10 protein-coding genes and 1 tRNA gene are annotated in these 16,402 nt (G+C 70.3%); 8 read left to right on the plus strand and 3 right to left on the minus strand.

Annotated features, from left to right (window positions below):
• Positions 1 to 29: 29 nt before the first annotated feature.
• Positions 30 to 2,102 carry a hypothetical protein gene (locus JSY14_RS08555; protein WP_259558324.1) on the minus strand — a complete coding sequence of 691 codons (2,073 nt, stop codon included), beginning with the start codon at positions 2,100 to 2,102 and terminating at the stop codon, positions 30 to 32.
• 120 nt (positions 2,103 to 2,222) lie between these two features.
• Between JSY14_RS08555 and JSY14_RS08560 the strand changes: the two genes are divergently transcribed.
• The 3 genes from JSY14_RS08560 to pheA are packed head-to-tail and all read left to right on the plus strand — an operon-like array spanning position 2,223 to position 4,478.
• On the plus strand, positions 2,223 to 2,909 hold the full coding sequence (locus JSY14_RS08560; RefSeq protein ID WP_259558325.1) for a hypothetical protein: 687 nt from the start codon (positions 2,223 to 2,225) through the stop codon (positions 2,907 to 2,909).
• Positions 2,906 to 3,427 (plus strand): GntR family transcriptional regulator, encoded by a 522-nt coding sequence (locus JSY14_RS08565; protein WP_259558326.1) that lies wholly within the window; start codon positions 2,906 to 2,908, stop codon positions 3,425 to 3,427. The genes JSY14_RS08560 and JSY14_RS08565 overlap by 4 nt, the downstream gene beginning before the upstream one ends.
• Before the next feature lie 28 nt (positions 3,428 to 3,455).
• A complete protein-coding gene (pheA, locus tag JSY14_RS08570; RefSeq protein WP_259558327.1) occupies positions 3,456 to 4,478 on the plus strand; it encodes a prephenate dehydratase in 1,023 nt (340 codons plus the stop codon).
• Between the two features lie 34 nt (positions 4,479 to 4,512).
• On the opposite strand, the gene JSY14_RS08575 is transcribed toward pheA, so the two are convergent.
• The gene (locus tag JSY14_RS08575) at positions 4,513 to 5,661 is read right to left on the minus strand and encodes a diacylglycerol/lipid kinase family protein (RefSeq protein ID WP_259558328.1); all 1,149 of its coding nucleotides are present in this window, start codon (positions 5,659 to 5,661) and stop codon (positions 4,513 to 4,515) included.
• A gap of 143 nt (positions 5,662 to 5,804) precedes the next feature.
• Here JSY14_RS08575 and serS point away from each other — a divergent pair, with 143 nt between their 5' ends.
• Both serS and JSY14_RS08585 read left to right on the plus strand, forming a co-directional pair.
• Positions 5,805 to 7,067 (plus strand): serine--tRNA ligase, encoded by a 1,263-nt coding sequence (serS, locus tag JSY14_RS08580; protein WP_259558330.1) that lies wholly within the window; start codon positions 5,805 to 5,807, stop codon positions 7,065 to 7,067.
• A 222-nt stretch (positions 7,068 to 7,289) separates the two neighbouring features.
• Positions 7,290 to 8,171, plus strand: coding sequence for an HAD family hydrolase (locus JSY14_RS08585; RefSeq protein WP_259558331.1), 882 nt, complete (start codon positions 7,290 to 7,292; stop codon positions 8,169 to 8,171).
• A gap of 27 nt (positions 8,172 to 8,198) precedes the next feature.
• On the opposite strand, the gene JSY14_RS08590 is transcribed toward JSY14_RS08585, so the two are convergent.
• The gene (locus tag JSY14_RS08590; RefSeq protein ID WP_259558332.1) at positions 8,199 to 9,137 is read right to left on the minus strand and encodes an NAD(P)H-quinone oxidoreductase; all 939 of its coding nucleotides are present in this window, start codon (positions 9,135 to 9,137) and stop codon (positions 8,199 to 8,201) included.
• Between the two features lie 180 nt (positions 9,138 to 9,317).
• Between JSY14_RS08590 and JSY14_RS08595 the strand changes: the two genes are divergently transcribed.
• From JSY14_RS08595 to JSY14_RS08605, 3 genes are all read left to right on the plus strand, one after another.
• A tRNA-Ser gene (locus tag JSY14_RS08595) sits at positions 9,318 to 9,405 on the plus strand.
• Positions 9,406 to 9,570: 165 nt separating this feature from the next.
• Positions 9,571 to 14,421 carry a DEAD/DEAH box helicase gene (locus JSY14_RS08600; protein WP_259558333.1) on the plus strand — a complete coding sequence of 1,617 codons (4,851 nt, stop codon included), beginning with the start codon at positions 9,571 to 9,573 and terminating at the stop codon, positions 14,419 to 14,421.
• Between the two features lie 428 nt (positions 14,422 to 14,849).
• Positions 14,850 to 16,391: an IS1634 family transposase gene (locus JSY14_RS08605; protein WP_259558335.1), complete on the plus strand. Its 1,542-nt coding sequence runs from the start codon at positions 14,850 to 14,852 to the stop codon at positions 16,389 to 16,391.
• The last annotated feature ends 11 nt before the right edge of the window (positions 16,392 to 16,402 follow it).

The following is a 16,402-nucleotide window of genomic DNA, read 5'->3' on the forward strand; positions in this document are numbered from 1 at the left end:
GTCCTACCGCCGCGTCGGGTTCCGGGACCTCAGGCGTGCCCCGCCTTCGCGCCCAGCACCGCAGGAGCGCCCGGCCCCGCCGTTGGGTCGGCCGCCGGGTCGGGCAGCAGCGGCGGCAGCAGGCACAGCGCCACGCCCAGCACCGCCGCCACCAGCACCGGCCCGGTGTCATTGACCAGGTACCCCGCCCAGGTGCCGAGCACCAGGCATAAGCGCACCGCCCACGCCCCGGGGTGGGCCGCGTCCAGGGCAGCCAGTCGCTGCAGACGGAACCGCGCCGGTGCGAGGATCGCGACCGACGCCACCAGCGCGAGCACCAACACCACCAGCAGCCCCGGATAACCCACGGTCATCCCGAGGTTCTGGGCGAGCTTGCGGACCACCACGGTGAGCAGTCGCCCGCCGAGCAGGTCGTCGATGAATCGGCCCAGGTGGGTGCGAGCTTCCGGCGGTCGCAGCCAATCCAGGAAGGACACGGCGAGCACCAGCGCGGCCCCGCCGAACCCGAGCCCCAGCACATGCCACGCCCGCACCCGCAGCCCTGACAGCATCAGCGCGAGGAGCCCGAAGGTCGGGACGGTCACCAGCATGGAGCCGAAGTCAGCGCCCATCGATGGCGCGACCGCCACCCCCGCCACCACCGCGCCGGTGAGCAGCGTGGCGAGGACCCGCACCCGGCGGGAGGCCCCCTGCACCACCAGACACAGCAGAGCGATGAGGGCAGCGGCCAGCACCATCCCGAACAGGTGGTTCGACAGCCCGTAGAACCGGCCACCGGTGATCGGCTGCGCCCCGAGCGGCGAGCCGACCTGCAGACGCGACCCCGTGGCGGATTCGGCGAGGATCCCGCCGGCGGTGAGCACCGCCGCGGCGCCCACGAGGTCGCTGCGATGGCGCCGCCACGGCCCCAGCAGCACCACGGCCGCGAGCAGGGCCGACCCGGCGACGACGGTGCCGATCAGCGCCCCGGTGGGATGCGCCGACCGCCACCACGGCACGATCCCGGCGCACAGCCCTGCGGGCAGGGCGAGGGGGGCGATCACCGCCAGGCGCCGCAGCACCGCGGCGACCCGGTGTCGCCGGGCGACGGCCGGCACGAGCAGAGCGAGGGCGGGCAGGCCCGTCGGCACCATCCAGACGGCGAGGGCGATGACTTCCGTGCCGGTGACGCGGTCGGCCGCCTGCGTGCGATCCAGGGCCAGGCGGGTCGGGGCGATGCGGGTGTCCTCACCGGTGATCGGCTGCCCCGGCAGCGCGGCGGGGACGGGCAGGTCGTGGCTGGCAAGGATCGTCGGGGCCAGGTCGGTGAGCACGACCAGGCCGCTCTGATGGGTGGCGCCGCTGGTCAGGGACCGCCCTGGATACCCGGTGTCGAGGAGCAGCTGCAGTCCGGTGCGTTCCGGCATCGGCGCGCCGCCGCGTTCGATCCGGCGGGCGGCCTCGGCGTCGGGGGCGTCAAAGGGAGCGACGGAGGCGAGCAGGGTGCGTGGGCCCGACGCGGTCCCGGCGCCGGTCGCCTCGACCACCTGGGTGAGGCGGGCATCGAGGGAGCGCAGGGCCGCGGCGTGGTCGGCTGTGTCAGGTCGACCGCCTGCCGCGTCCGCCGAGCCCAGGTCCACGATGACGAGCCCCGATGCGTCGACGGCGCGGCGCAGGGCGGCCGGGTCCACGCGGGTGCTGGCGTCGATCTCGGCGACCCCGCCGGGTATGTCCGCCAGCAGATCGGTGGCGGGGGTCGGCACGCCCGCCGTGCGGGGCGCCTCGGCGGCGAGCCCCCGATACCCGGTGTGGAGGGTCTCCGTGCCCTGCCGCTGGGTGGCGCGCAGCGTGGTGGAGGTGGTGTTCATGGCCCCGGCACCGGCGTTCTGCGTGAGCTCCGCCAGGGCGGGAGTGCCGTCGGGGGAGACGTCCTCCCAGCTCAACCCGGAGGTGACGAGCACCAGGCGCACCGGATCGTTCGGGCCGGCGGCATGCGCGGCGGGGGAGAGGGCCGACCCGGGGAGCACGCCCGGTAACAGACCCGCGAGCACAGCGAGCACCGCGGCGGCGAGCAGTCCAACGAGCGCACGCGGGAACGCGGGGCGCACAGGGCTGGGGGTCATCCATCGATCGTAGAGGGGCAGGCCCGCCGCGAACTGTGACCTCGCTTGTGCCAGCCACTTGACACAAACCTCTGTGGCCCCCGCTCTTGTGTCAACCCACCGATACAAGTCGGTGGCAGGGTGGACCGGACCATCGGGACCGGCACCCTCGAGACCTCGGAGGTCGTCATGGCACCGATGGGACTGCTGGTCCTCATCGCCCCTGTTCTCGCTGTCATCCTGCTGCTGGCCATCGCCGCGACGGTCCCGCTGCGCGCCGCCGTCGTGGCCGTCCTGGCGCTCGCCCTGCCGGTGGTCGGCGGCCTGGTCACCACCCTCACCGCTGACCCCGTGGACGGGCGCAGCCTCACCGTCGATCTCCCCACCCGCGGAGCCGGTGCCAGCGCGTTCCCCGGGGCGTACTACACCCTTCCTGCGCTCGCCGCGCTGGTGGTGCTCGCGCTCGTCATCGGGCTCGCGATCCGCACGGTCGTGCACCGCCGCCCCAGCGGCGACGACGCCGACCTCCTCGCGCGACGCCGCAGCGCCGTCTCCCTTCTCGGGGTCGGCGTGTGCGGGCTGTCGCTGAGCGGCATGGCACTGTTCCAGACGGCCGCCATCGCAGCCCGCAGCGTGGCGTTCTCTCTCCAGCCCGACACTCCCGCGGCACTGGCGGTGCTCGGAGTGCTCGCCGCGGCCCTCGTCCTGCTGGAGCTGGTGCTGCTGGGGGCGGGCCTCGCGATGGTGCTCGCCCCCGCGATCCTCGCCCGCCGCGCGGACACGTCGGCCGCCCCGTCCGGCACCGCCCCGGCGGAGGTGCGCGCGTGACGGGCGCCGGCCAGCTGGTGGTCGATCTGCACGACCCCACTCCGCCCTACGAGCAGGTGCGGCGGCAGATCCTGGAGGCGGTCCGCATCGGCGCCCTGCCCGTCGGGTCGCGGCTGCCGACGATCCGGGCGCTCGCGCGCGACCTGGGCCTCGCCTCCGGCACCATCGCCCGCGCCTACAAGGAGCTCGAGGCCACGGGGGTGCTGGTCACGGCCCGCGGGGCGGGCACCCGGGTGGCCGAGGGGGCTCCGCGTCAGGCAGCTGAGGGCCACGGCCTCACGGAGGCTACCGGGGCCGCGCGGACGGCGGCCCTTGCCCCCGGTTCGGTCGGCGGGGACTCCCGCACCACCCCTGCAGCGCGCGACGTCCCGATGCCCGCCGCCGACGCCCCCGCCTCGCCCCCTGCGCTCGCCGCTGAGGTCCACGCGGCGGTCGCGCGATGGCGGTCGGTCGGGTACGAGGTCGACGCGATCCGGGCCGCGCTGGAGGACGCGCTGCGGCAGACCGACGGCCGCTGATCCGGCCGGTCGCACTACCCTTCCCCTCATGCGTTACGGATTCCTGGGCCCTGAGACGACCTTCACCCACCAGGCTCTTCTCCAGGCCCTCGCGGCGGAGGACGCCGCCCTCACCGGTGCCGCCGACACCGGCCGTGGGGTGGCGACGACGAGGGCGTCGGCGGCGGGCCGGAAGAGCGCTGCGGAGCGGGAGCTGCGGCCCTACGGGTCCGTCGCCGCCGCCACCGCCGATCTGGTGGCCGGTGATCTCGACGCCCTGATGGCGCCGATCGAGAACTCGGTGGAGGGTGGTGTCTCCGGCACTCTCGACGTCCTCGCCGCCACGCAGCGCATCCACATCGTCGCCGAGCAGATCGTGCCGATCACCTTCGTGCTCGCCGCCCGGGAGGCCGTCGACCTCGACGATGTCACCGTCGTCGCCTCCCACACCCACGCACAGGCGCAGGTGCAGTCGTGGGTGCGGGCGCATCTGCCGCACGCCCACCTGGAACCGGCGTCGTCCACGGCCGCGGCGGCCCGGGATCTCGCCGAAGCCGACCCGGCACAGGCGCGGGGCCGGGCCGCGGTCTGCTCACCCCTGGCGGCGCAGCATTTCGGCCTCACCGTGCTGGCGGAGCGCATCGAGGACACCATCGGCGCGCAGACCCGCTTCGTGCTGGTCGCGCGCGACGGCCGCATCCCGCGGCGCACCGGGGCCGACAAGACCACCGTGGTGGTGCATCTGGCGCACAACCGCTCGGGAGCGCTGCTGGAGATGCTGGAGCAGTTCAGCGCCCAGGGCGTGAACCTGTCGCGGATCGAGTCGCGGCCCATCGGTGATGCGCTCGGCCGCTACTCCTTCTCCCTCGACCTCGAGGGGCACCTGGAGGATCGACGGGTGGCGGCGGCCCTGGAGTCTCTGCACCGGGTGTGCCCGGCGGTGCACTTCCTCGGCTCCTACCCGCGGGCCGACGGTCGGCGCTCCGTGATCGACGCCCACACCGAGGATCCGGCCTATGAGCGGGCCCGGCAGTGGGTCGAGGGCCTGCGCCGACAGATCGTGCAGGGCTGAGCCCGCGACCCGGCCGCCTCCCGGGCGCCCCGGGTCAGCCGCGGGTCGGCACCCGCAGGCGCAGCGCCCCGGCGTCGACGCGGGCGATGAGGTGCGTCGCCTCGTCCTCGGTGTCGCCGTCGAGCTGCACCGGCTGCGGCTTCGCGGTGGCGACCCGCACGCTGGTGGTGAGGTAGCGCTCCATGGTCGAGAGCTTCGGCTTCGACACCAGGCGCGGGTTGACGATCTGGGTGACGATCTGGCCGAACCCGGCGGCGCCACGCCATCCGGCGACGAGCACCTCGAGCTTGCCGTTGTCGATGGTCGCGCCGGGCATCAGCACCAGGCCGCCGGGCAGCTTGCCGACGTTCCCGATCAGCACGGTGCGGGCCTTCACCACGTAGCGGGAGCCACCGGGCAGGGTCACCACCACGTTGTGGGAACGACCCACGATCGACTTCGCCCCGCCCACGACGTACGCCAGCCAGCCCATGCGCTTCTTCAGCGTCGGGTCGGTATTGCCGATCATCTGGGCGTCGGCCCCGTAGCCCGACATGACCAGGAAGATCTCCTCGTCGGCGGCCTCGGCGGCCTCGCGGCCGATGCCGAACTTCAACCAGCCGACGTCGACCCGGCGGTCCTGGCCGGACAGTGCGGCGAGCACCGCCGCCTCCGGGTCCTCCAGGGGGATGTCGAGGTTGCGGGCCAGGAGGTTGCCGGTGCCCGTCGGCACGATGCCCATGCGCACGTCGCTGCCGGCCAGCGCCGCGGCGACGCAGCGGACGGTGCCGTCACCACCGGCGGCGATCACCAGCTCGGCACCGTCGTCCATGGCCTTCGTGGCCTGGCCGAGGCCCGGGTCGTCCTCCGTGGTCTCGATGATCGTGACCTGCGCGCCCTCGATGGACTCGACGGTCGCGCGCATCCGCTCCGCCACCGCGTTGGGCTCATCGTGCTTGGAGGGGTTGAAGATGATCGCGACCTTGCTCAGGCCGTGGCCGGATTCGTCGTCCGGATCGGTGTCGTCCTCCACCAGGTGCACGGCATGGTCGAGCTGTTCGGTGTGCTGATCGGCGAGGGTTCGCAGCTCGGCGACCTGCCGACGGGTCGCGTTCACGCGCGCGAGCACGACACCGGTGAGCACCAGCAGGATGAGGAGGAGAGCCAGCACCAGCACGAGGGCCAGCCAGAAGGAGGTCGACACGCGCTCAGAGTACGGGGTGTGCCCGCCCCGGTGACATGCCCGGGGGAAACCGGTCGGTTGTGGAGGAACCGCGCGGGGGTGCCAACCCCACCGGGACGTGCTGCCCATCCCGCGCGGGCCGGGATCTCGCCTAGTCTTACCGCATGATCGACCTGCGATTCCTGCGTGAGAACCCCGACGCCGTCCGCGACGCCCAGAAGGCCCGCCGCCGCGACCCCGCGACCGTCGACGCGGTGCTCTCCGCCGACTCCCGCTGGCGTGAGGCGACGGCGCAGTTCGAATCCCGCCGCGCCGAGCAGAAGACCTTCGGCAAGCAGGTGGCCCAGGCCAAGGGTGAGGAGAAGCAGGCGCTGCTGGCGCAGGCGAAGGAGCTGTCCGCGGAGGTCAAGCGACTCGAGGCGGAGGCCGCCGAGGCCGAGCAGGAGCGCGACGCCGCGCTGCGCGCCATCCCCAACATCGCCGAGGGCGCCCCGGAGGGCCTCGAGGACGACTACGTGGTGCTGGAGCACGTCGGTACGCCCCGCCAGTTCGACTTCCCCGTGAAGGACCACCTGGATCTCGGGGAGGGACTCGGCGCGATCGACATGGCCCGCGGCGCGAAGGTCTCCGGCGCTCGCTTCTACTTCCTCACCGGCGTCGGCGCGCAGCTGGAGCTCGCGCTGCTGAACGCGGCGATGGACCAGGCCGCCGGGTACGGCTTCACCCCGATGATCACCCCGACCCTGGTGCTGCCCGAGGCGATGGAGGGCACCGGATTCCTCGGCGAGCACGCCGACGAGGTGTACCACCTCGACAAGGACGACGACCTGTACCTGGTGGGCACCAGCGAGGTCGCGCTCGCCGGCTACCACGCGGGGGAGGTGCTGGATCTGTCCGACGGCCCCAAGCGTTACGCCGGCTGGTCGGCCTGCTACCGGCGGGAGGCCGGCAGCTACGGCAAGGACACCCGCGGCATCATCCGCGTGCACCAGTTCCACAAGGTGGAGATGTTCAGCTACTGCCGGATCGAGGACGCCTACGAGGAGCATCAGCGGCTGCTGGCGTGGGAGCGGGAGATGCTCGCGAAGATCGACGTCCCCTACCGGATCATCGACACCGCCGCCGGGGACCTCGGCACCTCCGCGGCGCGGAAGTTCGACTGCGAGGCGTGGGTGCCCAGCCAGAACGCCTACCGCGAGCTCACCTCCACCTCGAACACCACCCAGTTCCAGGCGCGGCGCCTGAACATCCGCGAGCGCACCGAGGACGGCCTGCGGCCGGTGGCGACGCTGAACGGCACCCTCGCCACCACCCGCTGGATCGTGGCGATCCTGGAGAACCACCAGCAGGCCGACGGCTCCGTGGTGGTGCCGGAGGGTCTGCGCCCGTACATGGGCGGCCGCGAGGTCCTCGAACCGATCCGCTGATCCCGGGGCTCCGCCGCATTCCCTGCCCCGTGCGCGTTCTGACGTGTCTGCTTCCAGAAAGTGGAAGCAGACACGTCAGAACGCGCACTCTGTCGGCCCTCTCGGTGCCGCAGGGTGCCGCAGGGTGCCGCAGGGTGCCGCACCTCCGTCCGGCACTGCGGCCCCACCCCCGGCCACCGGGCGTTCACCTGCCTGTCGGGCGCATCAGGGACGATGGACGGCATGAGTGCCCACACCGTCTCGATCCCCGACCCCGCCCGCCTGCCGCAGGAGCTCGACGCCGCCGTGCGTGCACTCACCGGGCGTGCCGGAGCGGGAGAGTGGCTGTTCGGGCTCGATGTGGACGGCACCCTGGTGGACCACGACGGCGTGATGAGCCCCGCCATGCACGATGCCCTGCAGCGCGCCGCGGCGGAGCATCGCGTGGTGATCGCCACCGGGCGCTCCATCGGCGCGACCCTGCCGGTGGTGGAGCTCGCCGGGATCCGCCGCGGCTTCGCGGTGTGCTCCAACGGCGCGGTCACGGTGGAACTGGACCCGTCGGCCCCGGGCGGGCACCGGATCGTCGACACCCGACCCTTCGATCCGCACGAGGCGCTGCGGGCGCTGCAGCGGGTGGAGCCTGGCGCCCGGTTTGCGGTGGAGACCGCCGACGGCGGCTTCTACTCGACCGACGGGTTCCAGGACGCGAGCTTCGGCACCACCGCCCAGGAGGCCCCGTTCGAGGATCTGCTGGCGCTGACGGCGGTGCGCGTGGTGGTGCATGTGCCGGACCTGTCCCCGGGGGAGTTCAGCCGGGTGGTGGCCAGCGCCGGGGTGCACGGCGTGGAGTACGCGATCGGGTGGACGGCCTGGCTGGACATGGCCGCCCCGGGGGTGTCGAAGGCGAGCGCCCTGGAGGTCGTGCGGCAGCGCCTCGGGGTGGACGCGACGCGCACGGTCGCCATCGGCGACGGCTTCAATGACACGGAGATGCTGCAGTGGGCGGCTCTCGGCGTGGCGATGGGGCAAGCGCCCGATGGGGTGAAGGAGGTGGCCGATGCGGTCACCGCGCCGGTGGAGGCCGATGGGGCGGTCCGCGTGATCGAGGCTCTGCTCGCCTGACGCCCCGCGCGGCGTCGCCTCCGCGTCTCAGCGACGCAGGTCCAGCACGACCTTCCCCAGGTGGCCTCCGGTGCGGAGCACCTCGTGGGCCTCGGCGGCGCGTTCCAGCGGCAGCACCTGCTGCACGGGGATCCGCACCCGGCCGTCGGCCAGCGCCTCCCACAGCACCTCCCGGGTGGCGGTGAGGATCCGCTGCTTGTCCTCGGTGGGGCGTGATCGCAGCGTCGTGCCGATCACCCGCGCCCGACGCCTCATGAGCTCCCCGAGCGGCAGATCGCCGTGGGCGCCGGCCAGGGTGCCGATCACCACCAGGCGGCCGCCATCACGCAGCATCCGCACGTGATCGGCCAGCAGGGGCCCGCCGACGACGTCGAGGATCACGTCGGCCCCGCCGAGCTGCTCCATCCGCTCCCGCAGGTCCTCACGGTGACGGTCGATCGTCTCCGCTGCGCCGAGCTCCCGGACCTGCGCGGCGGCGTCCGCGGAGCCGACGACGGCCACGACCCGCGCCCCGAGCAGCCGGCCCACCTGCACCGCGCAGCTGCCGATGCCGCCGTTGGCGCCCTGCACCAGCAGCGTCTCGCCCTCGCGCAGACCCGCCTCCAGCACCAGGTTCGACACCACCGTCGCGGCGACCTCCACCACGGCGGCGGCCTCCACCAGGTCCAGACCGCGCGGGACGGGGAGCAGCTGCCCTTCGGGCACCGCGACGACCTCGGCGTACCCTCCGCCGGCCAGCAGCGCGACGACGGGCTCCCCGGTGTCGCGGCGATGCCCCGAGACCTCCAACCCAGGCAGCTCGGACGCGCCCGGCGGCGGCGGGTACTTCCCGCGCACCTGCAGCAGGTCGGCCCGGTTCACCCCGGCCGCGACCACGTCCACCAGCACCTCGCCGGGCGCGGGGGTCGGCTCGGGCACCTCGGCGAGATCCAGGCGATGGTCGGCGGTGATGGTGAGGGCTCGCATGAGACCACGCTAGTCAGCACCGGCGGGGGAGGCGACGTCCACCACGACGATCCCGGCGAGGTGCGTCGGACCCTCGCCGTCGGGGCCGACGGTGCTCTGCGGGTGCCGCCACACCTCCGCACCCGCCCGCGCCCGGTACGCTGAGGGACGCCCTCGCCCCGGCGACGGAGTGCGGGCACTGGAGGGATGACAGAGCGGCCGAATGTGGTGGTCTTGAAAACCACTGTGCAGTGACCCTGTACCGCGGGTTCGAATCCCGCTCCCTCCGCCCAGACCATGCAGGGCGCCCCGCGGGTGCCGACGGCTCGCGCCGGCGAGGTCGAAACGGCCTCCGGCACGGGGGGACGTCGGCGGAGTGACCGGGCACGGATCCCGCCACACCCGTCCCGCGCGGGCTCCGACCGCTGCGGCGCCGTCGGCGATAATGCCGCCCATGGCCTCCGTTTCGGTGATGAAGTTGCTCGATCGCATGTACAACTCGGCCACCTCCTCGGTGGACAAGGGGGAGCGGTTCGAACGCTTCGTGCAGGCGTTCCTGCAGGTGGATCCCACGTGGGGCAGCCAGTTCGAGCACGTGTGGATGTGGAACGACTGGCCGGACCGTCCCAGCCGCGATCTGGGTGTCGATCTGGTGGGTAAGCGCCGCGACGGCGGCCTCGCCGCGATCCAGTGCAAGTTCTACGACCCCAAGCACTACGTGTCGAAGGCTGATGTCGACTCGTTCCTGTCGTCCTCCGGCCGCGAGGAGTTCACGGAGCGGATCTTCGTCTCGACCACGAACCACTGGGGGGCGAACGCCGAGGAGGCACTGCGGGACCAGCGGGTGCCGGTGCGCCGTCTGGGCCTGGAGGACTTCGAGCAGTCCCGTGTGGACTGGGGTTTCTGGGACCCGGACACCCCCACCGTCATGGAGCTGCACGGGGCGTCCGACCTGCGTCCGTACCAGCGCACCGCCATCGACGCCGTGAAGCAGGGCTTCGAGACGGCCGACCGCGGGAAGCTGATCATGGCCTGCGGCACCGGCAAGACCTTCACCTCCCTGCGGCTGGCCGAAGAGGTGGCGGGGCCGGTCGGCAGTGTCCTGTTCCTGGTGCCGTCCATCGCGCTGCTGTCGCAGGCGCTGCGGGAGTGGTCGAACAATGCCGCCGCCCCGATCACGGCGATGGCGGTGTGCTCCGATGCGAAGGCGTCGAAGGCTCGGCGCACGGGGGAGGATTCCTCGGAGATCTCCGTGGTGGATCTGGCGCTGCCCGCGACCACGGATCCGGCGCGGCTGGCGGAGCGGATGCGCGCGGCCCGATCCTCCGGGGAGGGGCTGCGGGTGGTGTTCGCGACGTACCAGTCGATCGACGTCGTGGCGCAGGCCCAGCAGCAGGCTGGGCTGGAGCCCTTCGATCTGGTGGTGTGCGACGAGGCGCACCGCACCACGGGGGCGACCCTCGCCGGGGAGGAGGAATCGGCGTTCGTCCGCGTCCACGATGCGGAGTATCTGCGGGCCACGAAGCGCCTGTACATGACGGCGACTCCGCGGATCTACGACGACGCCTCGAAGAAGAAGGCCGAGAGCCGGGACGTGGTCATCGCGTCGATGGACGACGAGGCCACGTTCGGCCCCGAGCTGTACCGGCTCGGGTTCGGTGACGCGGTGGCGATGGGCATGCTCACCGACTACAAGGTCCTGATCCTCACGGTGAACCAGGAGACGGTGAACGAGGCCATGCAGGAGGCGTTCGCCCAGAACGGTGAACTGACCCTGGATGACGCCACCCGCCTGGTGGGCTGTTGGAACGGGCTCGCCAAACGCGGCGATACGGAGCATTCCTTCGGGGCGGATCCGCAGCCGATGCGCCGTGCTGTCGCGTTCGCCCGTGACATCAAGTCCTCCAAACGGGTCGCGCAGCAGTTCACCGAGGTCGTCTCTGCGTTCGTCGACGCCGACGAGGAGGCGACCGAGGACCTGCTCGCCGTCGAGGCACGGCACGTGGACGGCTCGATGAACGCTATGGAACGCGGGGAGCTGCTGGACTGGCTGAAGGAGGACGCCCCGGACAACACCTGCCGGGTCCTGTCCAACGCCCGCTGCCTCTCGGAGGGCGTGGACGTGCCGAGCCTGGACGCGGTGATGTTCCTGAATCCGCGGCGTTCGGTGGTGGACGTCGTCCAGTCGGTGGGCCGCGTGATGCGCCTGGCCAAGGGCAAGCGGTACGGCTACATCATCCTGCCGGTGGTGGTGCCCGCCGGTGTGGAGCCGGAGAAGGCCCTGGATGACAACAAGAACTTCCAGGTGGTGTGGGAGGTTCTGCAGGCTCTGCGCGCCCATGATGAGCGCTTCGATGCGATGGTCAACCAGATCGAGCTGAACACGGGCCGCTCGGATCGGGTGGACGTCGTGGGCATCGGCTTCCCGGCCGGCGAGGGCGGGGACCAGGGCGAGGGCAGCGGCTCCGCGGATCCCGCGCGGGCGGTGCAGGGCCGGCTGAGCCTGGAGCTGTCGCGGATGGATCAGCTGCGCGACGCGATCTACGCCCGGATGGTGAAGAAGGTCGGCACCCGCCAGTACTGGGAGCAGTGGGCGAAGGACATCGCCGACATCGCGAGCGCGCACATCGCCCGCATCACCGCGCTGGTCGATGAGGACGGCACACCCGCAGCGGCCCAGTTCGACGTGTTCCTCGATGCCCTGCGGCGGAACCTGAACGCCTCGATCACCCGGGATGGGGCGATCGAGATGCTCGCCCAGCACATGATCACCCGACCCGTGTTCGATGCCCTGTTCACCGACTACGCCTTCACCGACCACAACCCCGTCTCCCGAGTGATGGAGCGGATGGTCGAATCGCTGACGTCTATGCACGTGGATGCGGAGGCGCAGTCGCTGGAGAAGTTCTACGACTCGGTGCGGCTGCGGGCAGCGGGCATCGACAACGCCGCCGGCAAGCAGAAGATCATCACCGAGCTGTACGAGGGGTTCTTCAAGGCAGCGTTCTCCCGCACGGCCGACGCCATGGGCGTGGTCTACACGCCGATCGAGATCGTCGACTTCATCCTGCGCAGCGTCGATGACGTGCTGCGGAGGGAGTTCGGCCACTCGATCTCCGACGAGGGCGTGCACGTGCTGGACCCGTTCACCGGGACGGGCACGTTCATCGTGCGGCTGCTGCAGTCGGGGTTGATCTCCCCGCAGGACCTCGCTCGGAAGTACGCCAGCGAGCTGCATGCGAACGAGATCCTGCTGCTGGCGTACTACATCGCCGCGGTGAACATCGAGACGACCTTCCACGACCTCACCGCCACCACTGAGGATCTGCCGCTGTGGCAGGTGGGCTACGAACCCTTCGAGGGGATCGTCCTGACGGACACGTTCCAGCAGACCGAGGACGGTGACCTCACCGACGAGACCGTGTTCCCGGCGAACAACACCCGTGCGGAGGCGCAGAAGAGACTCGATATCCGGGTGATCGTCGGCAACCCGCCATACTCGGTGGGGCAGACTTCCGGCAACGACGACAACGCGAACATCAAGTATCCGACGCTGGATGGGCGCATCCGCGACACGTTCGCGGCCCGGACCGATGCGGTCAACAAGAACAGCCTGTACGACTCCTACCTGCGCGCGATCCGCTGGGCCACGGACCGGATCGGCGACCAGGGAGTGATCGGTTTCGTCACCAACGGCGGCTGGATCGAAGGGAACACCGCTGCAGGCGTGCGCAAGACGCTCGCCGAGGAGTTCTCCAGCATCTACGTGTTCAACCTGCGGGGGAACCAGCGCACCGCTGGCGAGCAGTCGCGTAGGGAGGGTGGCAAGGTCTTCGGTGCCGGCTCCCGCAACACCGTCGCCATCTTCCTCCTCGTGAAGACCACCGGCCACGACGGCCCGGCGACGATCCACTACCGGGACATCGGCGACTACCTGTCCGCCCCGGAGAAACTGCAGATCGTCTCCGAGGCGACGCTGGACTCGATCCCCTGGCGGCCGATCGAACCGAACCGTCACGGGGACTGGATCAACCAGCGCGACGAGGACTACCTGACGTACCCGGTGCTCGGCGACAACAAGGGAACGGACTCGCAGCCTGCGGCATTCCGCCTCTACTCCAGCGGCCTGAAGACCAATCGCGATGCATGGGTGTACAACTATTCCCTGCCCGCCCTTCGCGAGAACGTCACTCGGTCAATCGACTTCTACAACCGCGAAGTCGACCGCGCCGCACTCCCCGGCTTCTCCCCCAACCTCGACCCCGCAAAACTCTCTTGGAACCGGACGGACAAGACAAACGTGGTGCGGGGACGAAAGATCGAACACCGCAAGACAGCGTATCGGGAAGGCCTCTACCGACCGTTCTCCCGCGCCAACGTCTACTTCGACCGGGCCTACAACGACATGGTCTACCGGCTCCAACAACTATTCCCGACTGCGAAGCACGACAACTTCGGGTTCTACATGACCGGGGTCTCGTCTCATCACGAGTTCTCTGTGCTGGCCACGCGGCATATCCCTGATCTGCATCTGCTAGACACCGGCCAGTTCTTCCCCCGCTACCGCTGGGAGCCGGCCGACCCGAGCGACGGGACGCTCGACCTCGACGCCCCCGCCGGTGAGGACAGCGTCGTCGTGGACGGCTATCGGCGCGTCGACAACATCACCGACGAGTTCCACGCCCTGATGCAGGACCGGTACGGCAGCCAGGTCAGCAAGGACGATGTGTTCTTCTTCCTCTACGGCCTGCTGCACTCGCCGGAGTACCGGCAGCGGTACGCCGGGGAGTTGAAGCAGACGCTGCCGCGGGTGCCGAACGTTCCCGCGGGAACGTTCCGGGCCTTCACCGAGGCGGGCCGCGAACTGTTCCATCTGCACGCCGACTACGAGGACGTCGACCCGTACCCGCTGGTCGTGGCGGAGGGGGAGCAGCCGCCGATGGGTGGTGAGGAGGTCTACTACCGCGTGGAGAAGATGCGCTTCCCCAGTGGGACGAAGGCCGCCGACGCCCCCGAGGCGATCATCGTCAATCCCCGCATCACGCTCACCGGGATCCCCGAGAAGGCCTACCGCTACCAGTTGGGGTCCCGCAGCGCCATCGAATGGGTCATGCGGCAGTACCAGGTGAGCACCGACAAAGCCTCCGGCATCGTCAACGACCCGAACCAGTGGGGCATCGAGCACGGCAACCCCCGGTACATCCTCGCCCTGCTGCAGAAGGTCGTGACCGTCTCCGTGCGGACCGTCGACATCTGCGACGGGCTGCCGAGCATCACGATGCCGGGGGAGGGCAGCGCCGCGTGAGTGGGAAGAACGTCCGCCTGTTCCTCGTCGACGGCACCGCCGGCGGGCTAATCACGGCGGAGATCGGCAACTGGACCGGTCACGTGCTCCTGAGTTGGACCTCTCGGGCCTGGTTTGAGAGATTTCAGTAGCGTTTCTGCTGGTCGTGGGGTTTCCAGGGTGGCTGGATGGGTCACTAATTGGGGGTAGGGTCGGGGGTTGTGAGCCCGTTTTTGAGGAAGGTGACCACGGCGTCTGGCGCGACTGCCGTGCAGGTGGTCGTTAAGGAGGGTCGGCGGAACAAGATCCTTGAGCACCTCGGGTCCGCGCATACCGACCTGAGTTGGACCTCTCGGGCCTGGTTTGAGAGATTTCAGTAGCGTTTCTGCTGGTCGTGGGGTTTCCAGGGTGGCTGGATGGGTCACTAATTGGGGGTAGGGTCGGGGGTTGTGAGCCCGTTTTTGAGGAAGGTGACCACGGCGTCTGGCGCGACTGCCGTGCAGGTGGTCGTTAAGGAGGGTCGGCGGAACAAGATCCTTGAGCACCTCGGGTCCGCGCATACCGAGGCTGAGCTCGCTGTTTTGATGAGGGCCGGCCGGGACAAGCTCAATGCTGGTCAGGAGACTCTCGACCTCGGCTTGGAGCAGGATCCCCAGGCAGCTGTGGTGCGGTCCATGCGGTCGCGCTTGCTGCTGGACGTGCTCCAGGCGACCTGGAGAGGGCTTGGTTTCGATGCGCTCGAGGACGAGGCGTTCTTCCAGCTCGTCGCCGCGCGTTTGATCTTCCCGACCTCGATGCTCGACTCCGCTCGCGTGCTGAGCGAGGTGGGGATCGATCCGGTGCATCGTTCAACGATGAAGCGCTGCCTGACCCGGATCCAGCAGTGCAAGTACCGCGACCAGATAGCGAAGAACTGCTTTGAACATGCCTCGACCAGCGGCGATATCTCTCTGGTGCTCTATGACGTCACCACGCTCTACTTCGAGGCCGAGCACGAGGACGAACTGCGGAAGGTCGGCTACTCGAAGGAGCGCCGAGTGGATCCGCAGATCGTGGTCGGGCTGCTGGTGGATCGGGGCGGGTTCCCGCTCGAGATCGGCTGCTTCGAGGGCAACAAGGCCGAGACCACGACGATCGTGCCGATCATCCAGCAGTTCCAGGCCCGCCACGGCCTGGCGGACATGGTCGTCGTCGCTGACGCCGGGATGCTCTCCACCACGAACCTGACCGCCCTTAACGAAGCGGGACTGCGGTTCATCGTCGGGTCGCGGCAGGTCAAAGCCCCTGGTGACCTTGCACATCACTTCCACTGGAACGGTGACGCGTTCACCGACGGGCAGCTGATCGACACCATCACCCCACGTCACGGGAACACGAAAACCGACACGAAGCAGCACCGCTGGGAGCCGGTCTGGGACCCGACGGAGCATCCCGGGCATTGGCGGGCGGTCTGGGCGTTCTCGAAGAAACGCGCGACCCGGGATGGGCACACGCTGACCGCGCAGGAGAACCGAGCCCGCGCTGTGATCGACGGGGACGTGACCGTGAAGTCGACGCGGTTCGTGAAGACCACAGCGGCCGGTCGCAGCCTCGACGAAGCCTCCCTCAAGCGGGCACGGAGCCTCGTGGGGCTGAAGGGCTACGTCACCAACATCCCCGCGACGGTGATGTCCGCGGCGGAGGTGCTCTCCAGCTATCACGACCTGTGGCAGGTCGAGCAGTCCTTCCGGATGAGCAAGACGGACCTACAGGCCAGGCCCATGTTTCATCGGCAGCGGGACGCGATCGAAGCTCACCTCACGATCGTGTTCACCGCCCTGGCAATGGCCCGTCTCCTGCAGGCCCAGACGGGGTTCAGCATCCGCAAGATCATCCGGACCCTACGGCCGTTGCAGGACGTGACCATCACCCTGGCCGGCCAGGACATCACGGCCAAGGCCGAGCTCACCGACGATGCCCGCACCATCCTCAAGGCCCTCAAGATGACTTGACGCATGGGTCA

The sequence above is a fragment of the Brachybacterium sillae genome, from assembly GCF_025028335.1.
In the GTDB taxonomy this organism is placed as follows: Bacteria; Actinomycetota; Actinomycetes; order Actinomycetales; family Dermabacteraceae; genus Brachybacterium; species Brachybacterium sillae.